Source organism: Chitinimonas prasina, assembly GCF_030160395.1.
GTDB lineage: Bacteria > Pseudomonadota > Gammaproteobacteria > Burkholderiales > Chitinimonadaceae > Chitinimonas > Chitinimonas prasina.
The window spans coordinates 1159336-1176750 of the sequence record NZ_BSOG01000002.1; the positions used below are offsets into that span (position 1 = coordinate 1159336).

Here is a 17415-nt window from a genome sequence, read left to right on the forward strand (position 1 = left end):
TCGTACTGTGGAAGTTTCAGAATCAATGCGGCTTGATATGGAGCCCTTACTTGCCAAGTTATTGGGCGACCAACAGCACACCTTATTGATCGCTTCGCTTTTGGCAGTATGGCTAAATCCACTTAGACACGCGCTTTCGTTGCGAGCGCTCTCTATGGTGCCTGTGGCCGAGCTGGTATCGCGAATACGAACGCTCGCACAGCTGTTAAAAGGGTCCGACGAGGAGATAGTCGCTTTTCTCGATGCGAACGTGTTTGCCATACGATTAGCAGCCTATCCCGATTTCGGCAAGCGCTTCGCGGTATTGCCACTATTGGCCGGGTTTCGCCACGCTAGTAGCGAGACGAGTAAGCAACTCGGTCGACTGGCCAACTTCTATCTTGCCAAGCCGTGCTTACCGACAATATCAAATCAGCACAGCCACGCCGCAACCTATAACTCCTTGCCCGTTTTTGCCGCTGCAAAACTGATGAATGTAAGCAATGCCGAGGCGGGGGCACTGATCAAGATCTGTCATCTCGAAAAGGACAGTAGTGGCAAAGTGTTAATACACGAAATATTAAACATCTGCCCTTCGGTTGGTCGCAAGTTTAAGCCCATCGATAGGGGTGAACCACGCCCACCTACGCCTGTGCCAAATACCCCATCTGAAAGGCAGGGTACTGAGGCTCCAAGTCAGGATGGCATGCTTTCTATACCTGACGTTGCTCGGTATCTTTCAGTGAACCCCGGGATCGCATACAACCTTTGTCAACGTCATGTTTTGCCCAGTACAGTCATCAAAGGTATTCGCTACGCATCGCGTGAGACTGTCGAGGCATTCCGGCGTGAGTATATGTTCACATCAGAGATCGCGCAGGCCTATGAGGTCGCTTCAAATCAAATTAGTGACCGACTCAAGGATGCGGGCTTGCAGCCAAGGCATGGTCCCAAGGTAGACGGCGTATTCGTCTATGTGTTCTCTCGATCTGATGTAGCGCGTATAGACTTACAGGCCGCATTATCTAAGAAAAATTATCAAACTAGCTCTGGACGTCCCCGGCGAGGAGTGGACCCGAGTACGGCGCAGGGGCGTGGCTTGCTTTCCTTATCCGATGTTGCATCTCGGCTTGCCATTTCAAGGCAGAAGGCTTCCAGATTGATGTTATCAGGCTTCTTGGTACCGGTGAGCCTTTCACCACTGGAGCGTGGGCATTGGTTTTGTCCTGACGACGTTGCCGCTTATGAGGCAAAATACCGCTACAACAGGCAGCTCATCGCAAAGCATGAAATCCAGGATCAGTTTGGATTTGATAAGCAGTTTGTCAGTTACACGCTGAACCGTGCCTTGCAGCTGCGTCCTGTATCAGACGGTCTCATTGATTATTACTCACGTTCGGCGTTGGAGCAGCTTACTATTTCCTTGGCTGAGAAAGTGACTGTTTCACAAGCGGCAACCATGCTCGCCACTGACCGCTATACGGTGCTGAACCTTAGGAAAATGGGGCTCCTTACCCCTTCGCTAGAGTTGGGGCAAGGGACTAGCAAGGTCTGCTATTTCGAGAGGAAAGATGTGGCGCGCCTCGCGGAAGAGATCGCTGCCGGATAGCGTGACCGCACGATACCGGCCTTGGCCACGCCAGTAGTGGCTGACTGCAGAAACACAAAGCCCCGCTAGAGCGGGGCTTTTGCTTGGTCATTGATTGCCAACGGCGCAAAAATTGCAGCTTTTGGGGCTAGTGAAATTTCACTTTATGGGGGCGAAATTTCAACTTATGCCACTACGTACACCAAAATCAATCCCAGCTCAACGCCCCACCCGATTGATACTCGATCACGCGGGTTTCGAAGAAATTCTTTTCCTTCTTCAGGTCGATCATCTCGCTCATCCAGGGGAAGGGGTTGGTGGCGCCAGGGAACAGCGGTTCCAGGCCGATCTGCTGCATGCGGCGGTTACAGATAAAGCGCAGGTAGTCCTTGAACATGGAGGCGTTCAGGCCCAGCACGCCACGGGGCATGGTGTCTTCGGCGTAGGCGTATTCCAGCTCCACGGCTTGCTGGAACAGCGCGGTCAGGCTTTGCTTGAAGGCGTCGGTCCAGAGGTGGGGGTTTTCGAGCTTGATGGTGTTGATCAGGTCGATGCCGAAGTTACAGTGCATTGATTCATCGCGCAGGATGTACTGGTACTGTTCGGCGGCGCCGGTCATCTTGTTCTGGCGGCCCAGCGACAGGATCTGCACAAAGCCCACGTAGAAGAACATGCCTTCCATGATGCAGGCGAACACGATCAGCGACTTGAGCAGTTGCTGGTCGGCCTCGGGCGTGCCGGTCTTGAAGTTGGGGTTTGTCAGCGCGTCGATGAACGGGATCAGGAAGTCGTCCTTGTCGCGGATGGACTTGATCTCGTGGTAGGCGTTGAATATCTCGGCCTCATCCAGGCCCAGGCTTTCTACGATGTACTGGTAGGCGTGGGTGTGGATGGCTTCTTCGAATGCCTGGCGCAGCAGGAACTGGCGGCACTCGGGTGCGGTGATGTGGCGATAGGTGCCCAGCACGATGTTGTTGGCGGCCAGCGAATCGGCGGTCACAAAGAAGCCCAGGTTGCGCTTGACCACGCGGCGCTCGTCTTCGGTCAGGCCGTTGGGGTTCTTCCACAGCTCGATATCGCGCTGCATGTTGATTTCCTGCGGCATCCAGTGGTTGGCGCAGGTGGCCAGGTATTTCTCCCAGGCCCATTTGTACTTGAACGGGACGAGCTGATTGACGTCGGTACCCCCGTTGATGATGCGTTTGTCCACGGCGCTGACACGGCTGGTGGTGTGCGCTTGCACGCTGGCCGTGTTGTAATCGGCTGCGGCTGGTGCGGCGGCGAACGCATATTGCGGCTGGGCCGGGGCTTGCGGGGCGGCCGGCTTGGCGGCGGGTTGTGCGGGGGTATCGTCCCAAGACAGCATGTCGTGTTCTCCCGATCTCTATCGTTGCTCAATCAATTTCAAATAAGACCGCTCCAGCGCAGGAACGATCAAGAATCTTTGCTACGGAGCGCCCAGCTCCCGTCGGCGTCGCCGAGCAGTGCAGGGAACACGGCGCGGCCGGGCGACACCGTCGGGCCGCCTTTCTTTGCTGACTTTCTTTGGCGAAGCAAAGAAAGTAAGGCGGCTGCGGGACGCAATCCCGCTGAAAACACTCACGGCGTAGCCACTAAGTACTTCCTGTTAAGCAAACCAAACAATCAGCTGATTTGCTTAACAGGAAGGGCTCTACCGAACCCTTCTTTCCTACCTTACTTCTTTGTAGGCTTGCGGATGGTCACTACTACCGTGGTAGCAATTACAAGGGAGATAGACCAACCACCTGTGCTAGCGCACTAGTGGTGGCAGAGGAACTCCCACACCACCATGCCGTTCAGATCAAGCCCGTGATGCTCCAACATCACGGGCTTTCTCATTTCTGCGACTTCAAAACTACTTACTGACTACTACCACTTAGGCCAGGCTGCCCGCCAAGCCTTGAGTCGGCCCGGCGATTTCGGCATCTGCTGGGCGGCACGGGCAGCTGCCAGCACCTCGCCCAGCGTTAGCTCGGCTTTCGCCGAGCCTGCCACTGCGTCACTGGCAAGCTTGTCACTACCGACTGCGTCGGTGGCGGCCTCGAGGCCGCCCGGGATTGTGGCCTCAAAGCTATCCCTCGCGCTCAGCCTGTCATTGACAGGCTTCGCACTCGGGATTGTCAATGCTGCAAAACTTTGCCGACTCAGCGGCGCCCTCCCCTGCGGCATAGCTGGCGGCAGCTGCCGGGGCTGCGGCGATTTGGCCACCGCCCACGGGCACGGCGTTCAGTTCGCCGCCACGGCCGGTGGATTTTTCGGCGCTGGATGCCGACAGCGTGCGCAGGTAGTAAGTGGTTTTCAGGCCACGTACCCAGGCCAGGCGGTACAGGTCGTCCATCTTCTTGCCGCTGGCACCGGCCATGTAGATGTTCAGGCTTTGTGCCTGGTCTATCCACTTCTGGCGGCGCGAGGCGCATTCCACCAGCCATTGGGCTTCCACTTCAAAGGCGGTGGCGTAGATGTCCTTGAGGTCTTGCGGTACGCGATCGATGCGGTACAGCGAGCCGTCAAAGTACTTGATGTCGCCTATCATCACGTCGTCCCACAGGCCGCGTTCCTTCAGGTCGTGCACCAGGTGTTCGTTGATCACCGTGAATTCGCCCGAGAGGTTGGATTTCACGAAGATGTTCTGGTAGTTAGGCTCGATCGAGGCCGATACGCCGACGATGTTGGCGATGGTCGCGGTCGGGGCGATGGCCAGGCAGTTGGAGTTGCGCATGCCGTAGGTGGCGATGCGGCCACGCAGGGTGGCCCAGTCCAGGGTCTCGCTGCGATCCATTTCGACATAGCCGCCGCGTGCTTCGGCCAGCATGTCGATGCTGTCTTGCGGCAGGATGCCCTTGGACCACAGGCTACCGGCGTAGCTGGGGTACTTGCCGCGCTCTTCGGCCAACTCGGTGCTGGCGTAGTAGGCGTGGTAGGCCACCACTTCCATCGAGCGGTCGGCAAACTCGACAGCGGCGTCCGATGCGTAAGGTACGCGCAGCATGTGCAGGCAATCCTGGAAGCCCATGATGCCCATGCCCACGGGGCGGTGCTTGAGGTTGGAGTTGCGTGCCTTCTTGACCGGGTAGAAATTGATGTCGATCACGTTGTCCAGCATGCGCATGGCGGTGCGGACGGTGCGCTTCACCTTGTCGCCATCCAGGCTGAACTGGCCGTCGGCACCCTTCACCATGTGGTTGACCAGGTTCACCGAACCCAGGTTACACACGGCGATTTCGTTGTCGTTGGTGTTCAGCGTGATCTCGGTACACAGGTTGGACGAGTGCACCACACCCACATGCTGCTGCGGGCTGCGGATATTGCAGGGGTCCTTGAAGGTGAACCAGGGGTGGCCGGTTTCAAACAGCATGGTCAGCATCTTGCGCCACAGCTGCAGGGCCGGGATCTTCTTGTACACGCGCATCTCGCCGCGCTCGGCCTTGGCTTCGTAGCGGACGTAGGCTTCCTCAAAGGCCTTGCCAAACAATTCGTGCAGGTCGGGCACTTCGCTGGGGCTGAACAGCGACCATTCACCACCTTCTATCACGCGCTTCATGAACAGGTCCGGTATCCAGTTGGCGGTGTTCATGTCGTGGGTGCGGCGGCGGTCATCGCCAGTGTTCTTGCGCAGTTCGAGGAACTCCTCGATATCGGCGTGCCAGGTTTCCAGGTAGGCACACACGGCGCCCTTGCGCTTGCCACCCTGGTTCACTGCCACGGCGGTGTCGTTCACTACCTTGAGGAAGGGAACAATACCTTGCGACTTGCCGTTGGTGCCCTTGATATGCGAGCCCAGGGCGCGCACCGGGGTCCAGTCGTTACCCAGACCGCCGGCAAACTTCGACAGCAGTGCGTTTTCCTTCAGGCCTTCATAGATACCATCGAGGTCATCGGCAATGGTGGTCAGATAGCAGCTGGAGAGCTGCGAGCGCAGGGTGCCCGAGTTGAACAGGGTCGGGGTCGACGACATGAAGTCGAAGGTCGACAGCACGTTGTAGAACTCGATGGCACGGGCTTCGCGGTCAATCTCGCGGATAGCCAGGCCCATGGCCACGCGCATGAAGAAGGCCTGCGGCAGCTCGATACGATGGCCGTGGATATGCAGGAAGTAACGATCGAACAGGGTTTGCAGGCCCAGGTAGTCGAACTGGTAGTCGCGCTCGTACTTCATGGCTGCGCCCAGGCGCGCCAGGTCAAACTGGGCCAGTTCCGGGTCCAGCAGCTCGGCTTCAATGCCCTGCTTGATGAACTTGGGGAAATACTCGGCGTAACGGGTCGCCATTTCCTCGTGGGTGACTTCTTCTTCCAGCACTTCACGGCGCAGGCTGTGCATCAGCAGGCGGGCGGTCACGCGGCTGTAGGCCGGTTCCTTCTCGATCAGCTGGCGGGCGGACAGCACTGCAGACTTGCGCACTTCCTCGGCCGGCACGCCGTCGTACAGGTTCTTCAGAGTCTCGGCGATGATGTGCTCGGGGTCGGTCACCGTCTCGTAGCCCGAACAGGCCGATTGCACGATGGCGCGCAGCTTGGCCACATCCAGCGGCTTGCTCACGCCTTCGTCATTGACATTGATGCCGGCCACCGGGGCATGCTCTGCCTCACCCTTGGCCAGGCGTTCCTGATGCCGGCGCTCACGGTACAGCACATAGGCACGGGCCACATCGTGCTCGCCCGAGCGCATCAGGGCCAGTTCAACCTGGTCCTGGATATCTTCGATATGGATGGCGCCGCCTTCAGGCTTGCGGCGCATCAGGGCGTTCACCACCAGGTCGGTCACACGCTGCACCGTCTCGCGCACCGAGGCCGATTGCGCGGCAGCACCACCATGCACCGCCAGGAAGGCCTTGGTCACGGCAACCGAGATCTTCATGGGCTCGAACGGCACGACAGCACCGTTGCGGCGTATGGTTTTGTACTCGGCAACCTGCTGAGCGGCAGTCGAACCCACGCTGTCGTTACCCTGTGGGTACGAGGCGCGTGTGGTGCTGGCGGTATCGGTGGTGGCGTACATGTGAGGACTTCCCCTTTTCTAGGTGTTGATTGCCTACGAGACCTTGGGCGCCATGCGCCTCAGGCCCCGAGCTGGGTGGGATGTTCAGATGGTGCGTAGGCTGGCAGGAGGTGCCTGTTCAGCCCGTCTACCCTGAACGCACACCCTAAAAGTACATTCCGGCAGGCCCGGAATGGGGTGTGCATAATTCTGTGTAGAAAATGTGGAAAACACTATATGTAGTGTTTTTTGACTGCTCTGACTACTAATTCTAGTGATGCGACCCGCAGCTAGCAACAGTTGTTTTTACCACCCCGTAGATACTGGGCCTAACGCAACATGACAGCCGCAATCGGCATCGGCCCCACCGTTTTTGCGGGCCGGATGCCCCCAGGCAGGACTGTGGATAATTCTGGGGACAACTACGGCGCAGTGGCAAAACCAGGCAAGCCACCCCGCAGTCGCGGCATAAAAAAAAGCGCCCTTAGCTTGCGCAAGGGCGCTCCTGATTCGGGGTAATACGCCGTCAACCGGCGCCGAAAACCCGCTCGCGCAGCTTGTGCAGCTGGTCGCGCAGCTCGGCCGCCTTCTCGAACTCCAGGTTCTTGGCCGCTTCCATCATGGATTTTTCTATCTGCTTGAGCTGCTTGGCCAGCGTCTTCTCGTCCATATCCTCCAGCAGGATACGGCCCTGGCGCTCCAAGCGCTCGGCGCGGGCAGCATCTTCGTCATACACCCCGTCGATGATGTCCTTGATGCGCTTGACCACGCCCCGTGGGGTGATCCCATTGGCTTCGTTGAACGCCACCTGCTTGGCCCGCCGCCGCTCGGTCTCGTCGATGGCGCGCCGCATGCTGTCGGTAATCCGGTCGCCATAGAGTATGGCGGTGCCGTTCAGGTTACGGGCGGCACGGCCTATGGTCTGTATCAACGAGCGTTCGCTGCGCAGAAAGCCTTCCTTGTCTGCGTCCAATATGGCTACCAAAGATACCTCGGGGATATCCAGGCCCTCGCGCAGCAGGTTGATGCCGATCAGTACATCAAACTCCCCCAGGCGCAGGTCGCGCAATATCTCCACCCGTTCCACCGTGTCGATGTCCGAATGCAGGTAACGTACCTTGATATGGTGCTCGGTAAAGTAATCGGTCAGTTGCTCCGCCATGCGTTTGGTGAGCGTGGTCACCAACACCCGCTCGCCTACATCGGTGCGCTTGCGTATCTCGCTCATCAGGTCATCAACCTGGGTGGCGACCGGCCGCACATGGATAACCGGGTCCACCAGGCCAGTGGGCCGCACCAGTTGTTCCACCACCTTGCCCTGGTGCTCGGCTTCGTACTTGGCTGGCGTGGCCGAGACAAACACCGTCTGCGGCATCATGGTCTCGAATTCCTCGAACTTGAGCGGCCGGTTGTCCAGCGCGCTGGGCAGACGGAAGCCGTAATCGACCAGGTTCTCCTTGCGCGACCTGTCACCCTTGTACATGGCACCCACCTGGCCTATCAGCACATGCGATTCGTCCAGGAACATCAAAGCTCCCTCGGGCAAGTAGTCGATCAGCGTGGGCGGGGGCGAGCCGGCAGGCTTGCCCGAGAAATGCCGCGAGTAGTTTTCAATGCCCTTGCAAAAGCCCATCTCCTGCAGCATTTCCAAATCGAACTTGGTCCGCTGGTCCAGCCGCTGAGCCTCTACCAGCTTGTGCTCCTTGTGATAGAACTCCAGCCGGGTACGCAGCTCTTCCTTGATGGTCTCGATGGCGCGCAGCACCGTGGCGCGCGGGGTGACATAGTGGCTGGAAGGGAAAACGGTAAAACGCCCCACCCGTTGCTTGATATGGCCGGTCAGCGGGTCGAACAGCTGTATCTGCTCGATCTCGTCGTCAAACATGCCGATACGCACCGCCAGATCGGCGTTTTCGGCGGGGAACACATCAATCACATCGCCGCGGACCCGGAAGGTACCGCGACCAAAGTCGATCTCATTGCGCTCATACTGCATCTGAACCAGGCGGGTCACCAGTTCGGGCTGAGGCATCTTCTCGCCTTCCCGCACGTGCAGAATCATCTTGTGATAGTCGCTGGGGTCGCCAATACCGTAGATGGCCGATACGGTGGCCACGATGATGCAATCGGGCCGCTCCAGCATGGCCTTGGTGGCCGACAGACGCATCTGCTCGATATGCTCGTTGATCTGCGAGTCTTTCTCGATAAACAGATCACGGCTGGGTACATAGGCCTCGGGCTGGTAGTAATCGTAATAAGAGACGAAATACTCCACCGCATTCTCGGGAAAGAACTCCCGGAACTCGGCATACAGCTGCGCCGCCAGGGTCTTGTTAGGTGCCATCACAATGGCCGGCCGGCCGGTACGGGCAATCACATTGGCCATGGTGTAGGTCTTACCCGACCCCGTCACCCCCAACAGCGTCTGAAAACGCAAACCGTCCTCCAGCCCCTCGACCAAGCCATCAATCGCAGAGGGCTGGTCGCCAGCAGGCGGAAAAGGCTGATGCAGGCGGTATGGGCTATCGGGAAAAGTGACGATCATGGTGGCCTTTTGCAGAACCTGATTGAGAACCTATTAGATTAGGGCGGGTAAAACACCACCCAGACAAACATGGGGCAGCCATTCCACCAACGCCAGCGATTGTAGCGCCACACAAGGCAAACCGGACGGAAGCAACAGAATCGGCTAAAGTATTTACACCATCCTTGTATCAGACTTGTCATGTCCGAACCCCAAGCCCCGAAGCTGGATTGGTCTTACGCAGAAGCGCTGCTCGACCGCTTTGGGGATGCAGTATTGGCATTCGACAAGGAACTGGTCTGCCGCTTTGCCAATACAGCGGCCGCCGAAATGCTGGGCCGGCAGATGCAGGACGTGCTGGAACAACACGCCATGCAGCTCTACCCCAGCGAGCATGCAGACAAGTTCAACAAGGCTCTGGAGGCCGCGCTGGGTGGCCAGGTCACCCGCAATCGCGGCTGGCGGGATATCCCGTCGCAAGGCCGTCGCTGCCTTGATTTCCGCTTTGAGCCCTGCCTTACCGCCGACGGCCATATCGCTGGTGCCATGCACAGCGCCCGCGACATTACCGAAATGGCCGAGGTGGAAGAACGCGCCCGGCTCTCGGTCATGATGTTCGAGCACACCACCGAAGGCCTGATGATACTGGGGGCGGACAAGCGCATCCGGCTGGTCAACCCGGCATTCAGCGACCTGACCGGCTTTAGCGCCAGCGATGTGCTGAACGAGCAACCCGAACACCTCACACCGTCCGGTCAGGACGAGGCCAACCCCTATCCCGATATCTGGCATGCGCTGGAATACGACAACGCCTGGCAGGGCGAGGTAATTTACCGCCGTCGCGACGGCCGGCTCATGCCCACCTGGCAAACGGTAGTGCGCGTACGCGATGCCGCGGGCGAGGTAGAGCACTACCTGGCGATTTTCACTGACCTGACCGAACGCCAGCGTTTTGAGCAGCAACTGGAACGGCTGGTCTACTACGACGTGCTTACCAGCCTGCCCAACCGCGCGTTGCTGTCCGACCGCATCGCCCAGGCCATGTCGCGGGCAGAGCGCATGAGCAGCCATATGGCCCTGCTGTTCATCGACCTGGATCGCTTCAAGGCCATCAACGACACCCTGGGCAATCACCAGGGCGACCAGTTGCTGCGTGCTGTGGCCCAGCGCCTGCGCGATGTCGCCAATATTGAGATGACAGTCTGCCGCTATGGTGCAGATCAGTTCCTGCTGCTTTACCCCGAGCTGGATACGCCCGACCAGGCCTCCACACTGTGTGGTCGCTTGTTGCTGGCCCTGGCATCGCCTCATCTGGTCGGCTCGCAAAGCCTGACTATCACCGGCAGCATAGGCGTGGCGGTCTACCCCGACGATGGCATCGAGCGCGAAACCCTGATCCAGCATGCCGAGACCGCCATGCAGGCCGCAAAGAAGGCGGGCCGCAACACTTTCCGCTTCTTTACCCAAGACATGAACCAGCGCAGTGCTGAATTCCTGCTGCTGGACAACCACCTGCGCCAGGCGCTGGTCAACCAGGAGTTCCTGCTCTACTACCAGCCGCAGATCGATATCAAGACCCGCGAAGTCATCGGCATGGAAGCCCTGATGCGCTGGCGCCACCCCGATCTGGGTCTGGTCCCGCCCAACCGCTTTATACCCGCAGCAGAAGAAACCGGCCTGATCGTACCCATGGGCGAATGGGTACTGCACGAGGCCTGCCGCCAGAACAAGGCCTGGCAGCGGGCCGGGCTGCTGCACGCCCCTGTTGCCGTCAACGTCTCTGCCCGCCAGTTTGCAGAGCGACTCGAAGACGTCACCACCAAGGCCCTGCAGGACGCCGGCCTGGCACCCGAATGGCTGGAGCTGGAGGTGACCGAAAGCACACTGATGGACGATGTCAACGAAGCCATCCTCACCCTGGGCGCGTTGAAGCGCATGGGTGTGCGGCTGTCCATCGACGACTTCGGCACCGGTTATTCCTCGCTCAACTACCTCAAGCGCTTCCCCCTCGACAAGCTCAAGGTCGACCGCTCTTTTGTCATCGACATACTGGACGACCCGGACGATGCCGCCATCGCGGGCGCCGTAGTCAGCCTGGCCAAGAACCTGCGGCTCAAGGTCATTGCCGAAGGCGTGGAAACCGCCGAGCAGCTGGATTTTCTGGAGCAACTCGGCTGCGACGAGATGCAGGGCTTTCTGGTCGCCCCGCCCATCCCTGCAGACAAGGTGCCGGAGTTTCTGGCTCAGTGGCGCAAGAAGCCTGTTTGATCCTGGGCAAACCAGCCAGCAAATAGCCCGGCATCAAGCCGGGCTAGGGGTGTCCGTCAGCAAGAGCGTCTGTCGCTAGCCCTGCACCTGTACCCGTTTACCTTGCACATTGCGCTCCGCCGGCTTGCCCTGCACCCGTATCTCGCCCGGCCCATCAGATTGCGCCTCCAGCCGATTGCGCACATCCGCGCTGATATCGCCCGACCCCGTGCTCTGCAGCTTGGCATTCTGCGCCACCAAGCGGCTCAAACCCGCCTCACCTGGGCCGTCCACCTGCAGCATCAAGTCGCGGGCGCTACCCACGGCCTGCAGGTCGCCCGACCCGGACAGCTGCGCGTGAAAGCGCTCAGCTGCCACCGTGCCCAGCATCACATCTCCCGGGCCGTGCATCTCCAGCTCCACATCCTGCATGGATAGCGCGCCGGCATTCAAATCGCCGCTACCGGTGAGCGCGACCTTGATGTTGCCAGCCTGGCCCACCAGCCGTATATCGCCGGGGCCGCTGCCATCCACCTTGACCGCACCGCCACTGATGCCATCCACCGCCACACTGCCGCTGCCGTTGCTCTGCACCAGCAAACCGGCCACCTTGCCTCGCACCGATGCACTGCCTGGGCCATCCAGGCGCAGCTCCGCCGGGCCTTCCAGCCCAGCCAGCATCAGGTCGCCCGAGCCAGACACGGTCGCCTGCAGGCTGCTGGCCCGGCCCCGCAAGGTCACATCGCCGGGGCCGGATTGATCCAGTATCACGCGGCCGGCATCCAGTCTGTCCAGCACCAGATCGCCCGAGCCGCTCACGCTACCGTGCAGCTCTGCCACCTTGCCCTCCAGCCGGGTATCGCCAGGGCCGGATGCCTCCAGCTCAAAGCGCTGTGCATCCAGGCCTTGCACCACCATATCGCCAGAGCCGCTGCTGTTGATGCGCGCCAGCGCCGGCAAAACCAGATTGACCTTCAACGGCCGCGTGGACGAGAAATTGCCGTTGGTACGTATCACCAGCGCATCGCCCACCTGTTCAGTCACAATGAACTTGAGCAGATTCTCATCCCCCTCCAGTGTCATGCTGGCAGCGCTGCCCGCCACCACACGCACATTCACCTCTATCGGCCCGCGCAGCTCTATGCCTTGCACGGCGGCAAGCTGACGGGTCTCGGTCACCAGCTTGCCATTGCCTTTCACACCGCCCCAGCCACCCACCGAGACATGCCATTTGCCGCCACCCTCTGTGGTTTCATCGCCATTCACATGCACGGTACACGCCATCATGGGTAGGCACAGCATCAACCAGAGTCCGTTTTTCATCGCGCACCTCATCATTAAACATACTTATTGGTATGTTATATGAAAATTCCCGTTTAGCCAGCACCGCATTGCTCTCTGGGCATGGCGATGCGATGAATGCAACAGACAGCACCCGGCATAGCCCCAGCAATAAAAAAGCCAGCCCCTCAAGGGCTGGCTTCATGCCGAACCTGATACAGATTGCTGCCGTCTACTCGGCTGCCAGCCTGGCGTTCTCGCCACTCAATTGCTGCTTGGCCGGCTTGCCCCAGATCGTGATATCGCCCGAACCCATGGCATTGGCAATCACCGAAGCAACGGCATGGACACGCATATCACCCGAGCCCATCAGGTCCAGCTTGGCCTCCTGGCTTTGCAGCCCCTGCAAGTCCAATTCACCCGAACCCATCACATTGCCCTCCAGCATCTTGGCCAGCCCACTGGCCTCCACCCCGCCGGAACCCTTGATGGCCGCCTCGAACCTGTCCACCTCGATACGGCCCAGCTTGGCCTCGCCTGAACCCAGCACGTCTATCTTCACGTCGGTAGGCAACAGCCCATCGCCAACCAGGTCGCCGGAGCCCACCATGCGCACCGTCAATTTGCCCAACTTGCCGCTGAGGCTGGTCTCGCCCGAGCCGGTCGATTCCACCAGCAGGTCTCCGCCAGCCAGGCCACGCACCGTCACGTCACCCGAGCCTGTATTTTCCAGGCTCGCCAGGGCCGGGGTAACAATGCTCACCTTCAGCCCCTGCTCGGTCGAAAAAGCCCCTTCGGTCTTGATGATCAGCTTGTCACCCACCTGCTCGGTCACCACCAGCTTGACTAGATTCTCATCGCCCTCCACCACCATGCTGGGGGTATCACCAATACGGACGTCCACATCCATGCTTCCCGTAGACTTCACGGTTTTCACAGCCGTGAGGGTACGGCTCTCCTTGGTGACCACGCCATTACCCTTGACTCCGCCCATGCCGCCGATGGAGACGTGTACCTTGCGGATATCACCCGTCTTCTCATCGTTGTCGACATTGATGCTGCAAGCCGCCAGCGGCAAGCAAAGTGCCAGTAACAAGCCGTATCTCATTGTCTATCTCCTCTCAGGTAAACATTCTTATTGGTATGTTATATCCATTACCCCGGAAATGCACGCCCTCCTGTCGGGTTGCGTTCAGTCCTCGCCCTTGTTGTTGAGCGCCGCATCCACCACGGCACGGGTCAGGTGCGGTGCAAAGCGCTCGATAAAGGAATAGGTATAGCCACGCAGATAGGCATCGCGGCGTATGCCGATATGGGTGGTCGAAGGCTCGAACAGGTGCGAGGCATCGATGGCAAACAGGCCCACATCACGCTTTACGTCAAACGCCATGCTGGCCACGATGCCGATGCCCAAGCCCAGGCCCACATAGGTCTTGATCACGTCGGTATCGATGGCAGTCAGCACCACATTGGGCGCCAGCCCGCACGATTCAAACGCTCGATTGATCTTGGAGCGGCCGGTAAAGGCAAAGTCGTAGGTAATGATGGGGTACTTGGCCACATCCTCTATGCGCAACTGCCCTTTGAGATCCAGCAAGGGGTGGTTGTCCGGCACGATGATGCTGCGGTTCCAGCTGTAGCAATCGAGCATGGCCAGCTCGGGGAACTGGTCTATCCCCTCGGTCGCGATGGCGATATCGGCCGAGCCATCCATCACGAACTCGCAGATCTGGGTCGGGCTGCCCTGCTTGATAGAGAGCTTGACCCCAGGGTAGCGCTGCATGAAGTCATGTATGGTCGGCGGCAAGGCGTAACGTGCCTGGGTATGGGTGGTGGCCACCACCAGCCCCCCCTCCTGCTCGTTGACGAACTCCTCGGCCACTCGCTTCAGATTCTTGGCCTCGCGCAGGATACGCTCGGATATCTTCAGTATCTCTTTGCCCGGCGCGGTTACATCCACCACCCGCTTGCCGTTGCGCACAAACACCTGCACCCCCAGCTCATCTTCCAGCAGGCGTATCTGCTTCGATATACCCGGCTGAGAGGTATGCAAGGCCTCGGCCGCGTCCGATACATTCAGGCCCTGCTTGGCCACTTCCACGAGATAACGCAGTTGCTGAAGCTTCATGTGCCACCCTGACTCTGCGCCCTGCCCGGCCTGGCTGCCGGGCAACGCTAAATTGAAATAACCGAGTTGTATAAAATCTTAACACATGAGTCTTTAATGATTATTAGGCTGTAGGGCTAGCATGGCAGGCTTTCCCCCAGACTGTCTGTATGGATCTCGCCTATATCATCGCTGGCCTTGCCGTGGGTTTCATCGTCGGCCTTACCGGCGTGGGTGGCGGCTCGCTGATGACGCCCGTACTGCTTTGGTTCGGCATCAACCCAGCCACCGCCGTCGGCACCGACCTGCTTTATGCCGCCTTCACCAAGTGCGGCGGCGTTATCGTGCACCAGCGCGCTGGCAATATAGACTGGAAGGTCAACGGCTGGCTGACCGCAGGCAGTGTCCCCGCCGCTTTGCTTACCGTCCTGGTGCTGCATGTCTGGCACCCCGATGTCACCACCCTCAATGCCCTGATCAAGCACGCCCTTGGCATTGCCCTGCTGCTCACCGCCCTCGCCATCGTGTTCAAGACACGCCTGCTGGCACTGACCCGTGGCAAACAAGCAACATCCTCCGACAGCAAGCCCTCGCTCCCCCTCAAGACAGTCCTGGTCGGCGTGCTGCTAGGCGTGCTGGTGACCCTGACTTCCATCGGCGCAGGCGCCATCGGCACCATTGCGCTTTTCCTGCTGTTCCCGCTGATTCCCACCGCCCGCCTGGTCGGCACCGAAATCGCCCACGCCGTCCCGCTGACGCTGATCGCCGGCCTGGGTCACGCCGGCCTGGGCCACGTAGACTGGTTGCTGCTGGCCAACCTGCTTTGCGGCTCGCTGCCCGGCATCTGGGTGGGCAGCCACCTTACCGGCCGCGTGCCCGACGGCGCCCTGCGCCCGGTACTGGCCCTGATGCTCGCCTTGGTCGGCCTCAAGCTGGTCTGGTAGATAACTCCCCCATGAGCGCCCGTAGAGGCGCCAACATCGTCATGGATGCCCGAAACCATGGAAACCGTACTGAGCCCCGAACTCCAGGCCAAACTGGCCCACACCCTCACCTTGCTGCAACAGGTAGCGCGTGAACATTCTCCCGCCGTCTTCGCTAACTCCCTTGGTGCGGAGGACATGGTGCTGACCGACCTGATCGCCCGGCACCAGCTGGATATCGGCATCTTCAGCCTGGACACCGGCCGCCTGCCAGCCGAAACCTACGAGCTAATGCAGAGCACGGCCGAGGCCTATCCCGACACCCGCGTGTTGGTCTACTTCCCACGCGCCGAGTCAGTCGAGCAATACGTCAATGAGCAAGGCATCAACGCCTTCTATCAATCCATCGAAGCACGCAAGGCCTGCTGCCGTATCCGCAAGCTGGAACCCCTGGCACGCGCCCTGGCCGGCAAACAGGCATGGGTCACCGGCCTGCGCCGCGAGCAATCGACCACCCGCACTGATATGGCGGAACAGGAGTGGGACGAGGCCAACGGCCTCACCAAGTTCAACCCGCTGCTGGAATGGACCGAAAAAGAAGTGTGGGCCTATATCAAGGCCTACCAGGTGCCTTACAACGCCCTGCACGACCGCCACTACCCCAGCATAGGCTGCGCCCCCTGCACCCGCGCCATCGCCGCCGGCGAAGACGTCCGCGCAGGCCGCTGGTGGTGGGAGAACCCCGAGAACAAGGAGTGCGGCCTGCACGCCAAAATCAGTGCGCTACCGACCCGGTAAAAAACTTGCGCGCTGGTGATTGCATAGGCCGGGTAGCTACGGCATAATGCGCGGCTTCGCGGAAAGGTGGATGAGTGGTTTAAGTCGCACGCCTGGAAAGCGTGTATAGGTTAATAGCCTATCGGGGGTTCGAATCCCCCCCTTTCCGCCACTGTTTAAGAGCCTCGATCGGTTTCCCGGTCGGGGCTCTTTTCATTCCGGTCGTCGCTGAGGTCAAGGTCGAGCTGGCCGCCATTGTTGCCAGTGCCGGCGCCAGCGTGCCCGTCACTGTCGCGTATAAATTTGTCCAGAACTCCCTTTTCTCTGGATCTTTGTCACGCTCGCAGTTGGCTGCAGCTATGACTTCCATCGGGTTCACCCCTAGGCGTTCTGCCAGTTTCGCGCACGTATAGTCGTCCATCACACGCGCACCGCTCCGGTACATTGACATGTTGCCGGTACTCACCTCTAACACCTTCGCCAAGCCGTAATCGCTCGTGATCCCTAGCGACGTTTTCAGCATGTCGAGGTAATCAGTTGTGTGTTTCATCACCATCTCCGTTGTGGGTTTTCGGAAAGTCTAGCACCACCTCACAGTTGACAGCGCATACAGCTGTGAGCTAGTTTCGCGCCCATCTCTCACACATGTGAGTTATAGGGCCGCTATGATCGCCGCTTTCCTCAAGTACAAACCCCGCACCGTCGGCATCTACCCCGCCCGCCATAACTTCATGGCGGCGTACATGCCTGCCTATCGAGGCCAGCGCCCGGTGCTCCTTGTTCACCCTCGGAGGCCTCATTGATGCGCGCTCCATCCCATGAGCTTTTCGGCTTCCAGGTCTCCCTGACGGATAGCGAGCTCGACCTTCCGCCAGGCGTCACCGTCGCCATGCTCCATTCAGCCCGGGCGCTCTCCGTCCAGCTCGATATTTCCGTCCAGGCCGCCCTCGATGCGATTAGCGAAGTGCTCCAGGAGGCGGCTTGATCCTATGA

12 protein-coding genes and 1 tRNA gene are annotated in these 17415 nt (G+C 59.6%); 6 read left to right on the forward strand and 7 right to left on the reverse strand.

Features of this window, described 5'->3' with window-relative positions; all coding sequences use genetic code 11:
• Window positions 1-37: 37 nt before the first annotated feature.
• Window positions 38-1588 (forward strand): helix-turn-helix domain-containing protein, encoded by a 1551-nt coding sequence (locus tag QQK16_RS12370; RefSeq protein ID WP_284196775.1) that lies wholly within the window; start codon window positions 38-40, stop codon window positions 1586-1588.
• Window positions 1589-1775: 187 nt separating this feature from the next.
• Here QQK16_RS12370 and QQK16_RS12375 read toward each other — a convergent pair whose 3' ends face one another.
• The 3 genes from QQK16_RS12375 to uvrB form a co-directional block, all read right to left on the reverse strand.
• Complete coding sequence (locus tag QQK16_RS12375; RefSeq protein WP_284196776.1) at window positions 1776-2933, reverse strand: ribonucleotide-diphosphate reductase subunit beta; 1158 nt, start codon at window positions 2931-2933, stop codon at window positions 1776-1778.
• Between the two features lie 747 nt (window positions 2934-3680).
• On the reverse strand, window positions 3681-6584 hold the full coding sequence (locus QQK16_RS12380) for a ribonucleoside-diphosphate reductase subunit alpha (protein ID WP_284196777.1): 2904 nt from the start codon (window positions 6582-6584) through the stop codon (window positions 3681-3683).
• Window positions 6585-7089: 505 nt separating this feature from the next.
• Entirely contained in the window at window positions 7090-9108 is a 2019-nt protein-coding gene (gene uvrB, locus QQK16_RS12385; RefSeq protein ID WP_284196778.1) for an excinuclease ABC subunit UvrB, read from the reverse strand.
• A 180-nt stretch (window positions 9109-9288) separates the two neighbouring features.
• Here uvrB and QQK16_RS12390 point away from each other — a divergent pair, with 180 nt between their 5' ends.
• Window positions 9289-11355: a putative bifunctional diguanylate cyclase/phosphodiesterase gene (locus QQK16_RS12390; protein WP_284196779.1), complete on the forward strand. Its 2067-nt coding sequence runs from the start codon at window positions 9289-9291 to the stop codon at window positions 11353-11355.
• Window positions 11356-11430: 75 nt separating this feature from the next.
• On the opposite strand, the gene QQK16_RS12395 is transcribed toward QQK16_RS12390, so the two are convergent.
• The 3 genes from QQK16_RS12395 to cysB all read right to left on the reverse strand — a co-directional run bounded on the left by QQK16_RS12395 (window position 11431) and on the right by cysB (window position 14743).
• On the reverse strand, window positions 11431-12657 hold the full coding sequence (locus QQK16_RS12395) for a head GIN domain-containing protein (protein ID WP_284196780.1): 1227 nt from the start codon (window positions 12655-12657) through the stop codon (window positions 11431-11433).
• 190 nt (window positions 12658-12847) lie between these two features.
• Window positions 12848-13723: a head GIN domain-containing protein gene (locus tag QQK16_RS12400; RefSeq protein ID WP_284196781.1), complete on the reverse strand. Its 876-nt coding sequence runs from the start codon at window positions 13721-13723 to the stop codon at window positions 12848-12850.
• Between the two features lie 84 nt (window positions 13724-13807).
• The gene (gene cysB, locus QQK16_RS12405; protein ID WP_284196782.1) at window positions 13808-14743 is read right to left on the reverse strand and encodes an HTH-type transcriptional regulator CysB; all 936 of its coding nucleotides are present in this window, start codon (window positions 14741-14743) and stop codon (window positions 13808-13810) included.
• A gap of 149 nt (window positions 14744-14892) precedes the next feature.
• Here cysB and QQK16_RS12410 point away from each other — a divergent pair, with 149 nt between their 5' ends.
• The 3 genes from QQK16_RS12410 (at window position 14893) to QQK16_RS12420 (ending at window position 16594) form a co-directional block, all read left to right on the forward strand.
• Window positions 14893-15666, forward strand: a complete 774-nt coding sequence (locus tag QQK16_RS12410; RefSeq protein WP_284196783.1) for a sulfite exporter TauE/SafE family protein — start codon at window positions 14893-14895, stop codon at window positions 15664-15666.
• Window positions 15667-15723: 57 nt separating this feature from the next.
• Window positions 15724-16443, forward strand: coding sequence for a phosphoadenylyl-sulfate reductase (locus tag QQK16_RS12415; protein ID WP_284196784.1), 720 nt, complete (start codon window positions 15724-15726; stop codon window positions 16441-16443).
• Window positions 16444-16503: 60 nt separating this feature from the next.
• Window positions 16504-16594: transfer RNA gene (locus tag QQK16_RS12420), tRNA-Ser, on the forward strand.
• On the opposite strand, the gene QQK16_RS12425 is transcribed toward QQK16_RS12420, so the two are convergent.
• On the reverse strand, window positions 16562-16972 hold the full coding sequence (locus QQK16_RS12425) for a hypothetical protein (RefSeq protein WP_284196785.1): 411 nt from the start codon (window positions 16970-16972) through the stop codon (window positions 16562-16564). The genes QQK16_RS12420 and QQK16_RS12425 overlap by 33 nt on opposite strands.
• A 252-nt stretch (window positions 16973-17224) precedes the next feature.
• On the opposite strand from QQK16_RS12425, the gene QQK16_RS12430 reads away from it, so the two are divergent.
• Window positions 17225-17407 carry a hypothetical protein gene (locus tag QQK16_RS12430; protein WP_284196786.1) on the forward strand — a complete coding sequence of 61 codons (183 nt, stop codon included), beginning with the start codon at window positions 17225-17227 and terminating at the stop codon, window positions 17405-17407.
• Window positions 17408-17415: the final 8 nt, after the last annotated feature.

Coding starts and splice junctions, on each gene's coding strand:
- QQK16_RS12370 (WP_284196775.1), top strand. CDS start 38: ATGGAGCCCTTACTTGCCAAGTTATTGGGCGACCAACAGCACACCTTA.
- QQK16_RS12375 (WP_284196776.1), bottom strand. CDS start 2,933: ATGCTGTCTTGGGACGATACCCCCGCACAACCCGCCGCCAAGCCGGCC.
- QQK16_RS12380 (WP_284196777.1), bottom strand. CDS start 6,584: ATGTACGCCACCACCGATACCGCCAGCACCACACGCGCCTCGTACCCA.
- uvrB (WP_284196778.1), bottom strand. CDS start 9,108: ATGATCGTCACTTTTCCCGATAGCCCATACCGCCTGCATCAGCCTTTT.
- QQK16_RS12390 (WP_284196779.1), top strand. CDS start 9,289: ATGTCCGAACCCCAAGCCCCGAAGCTGGATTGGTCTTACGCAGAAGCG.
- QQK16_RS12395 (WP_284196780.1), bottom strand. CDS start 12,657: ATGAAAAACGGACTCTGGTTGATGCTGTGCCTACCCATGATGGCGTGT.
- QQK16_RS12400 (WP_284196781.1), bottom strand. CDS start 13,723: ATGAGATACGGCTTGTTACTGGCACTTTGCTTGCCGCTGGCGGCTTGC.
- cysB (WP_284196782.1), bottom strand. CDS start 14,743: ATGAAGCTTCAGCAACTGCGTTATCTCGTGGAAGTGGCCAAGCAGGGC.
- QQK16_RS12410 (WP_284196783.1), top strand. CDS start 14,893: ATGGATCTCGCCTATATCATCGCTGGCCTTGCCGTGGGTTTCATCGTC.
- QQK16_RS12415 (WP_284196784.1), top strand. CDS start 15,724: ATGGAAACCGTACTGAGCCCCGAACTCCAGGCCAAACTGGCCCACACC.
- QQK16_RS12425 (WP_284196785.1), bottom strand. CDS start 16,972: ATGAAACACACAACTGATTACCTCGACATGCTGAAAACGTCGCTAGGG.
- QQK16_RS12430 (WP_284196786.1), top strand. CDS start 17,225: ATGCGCGCTCCATCCCATGAGCTTTTCGGCTTCCAGGTCTCCCTGACG.